At 66.5% G+C, this 275-nt stretch carries 1 protein-coding gene; it reads left to right on the forward strand.

Annotated features, from left to right (window positions below; translation table 11 throughout):
• Window positions 1-275: hypothetical protein (locus CUZ56_RS16050; protein WP_204250942.1), on the forward strand; the 275-nt coding region annotated here is incomplete at both ends.

Consider the following 275-nt stretch of genomic DNA (forward strand, 5'->3'; position numbering starts at 1 on the left):
CCTCCAGACGATCCCGTCCAGGGTGTCCCGGTCCCAGGATGTGGACGATGTGGCCGTGGCTGCGCAACCAACCGGCCAGCCCCAGAACGTGATTCTGCACTCCCCCGGGGTAGGAGAAGTTGTAGGGGCAGACCAGACCGATCCGCAACCAGCTGTGAGCGTGCAGGCAGGGGGTGTCAGGAACCTGCCGGGAATCTGGACCGTGTCGCGCAGGTCTGGAATGGGTGCAGCGTGTGGGCTGGCGTCCCGAGGCCATCAAGCCCTCACCCCCGGGA

The sequence above is a fragment of the Saezia sanguinis genome, from assembly GCF_003991585.1.
Classification (GTDB): Bacteria; Pseudomonadota; Gammaproteobacteria; order Burkholderiales; family Burkholderiaceae_C; genus Saezia; species Saezia sanguinis.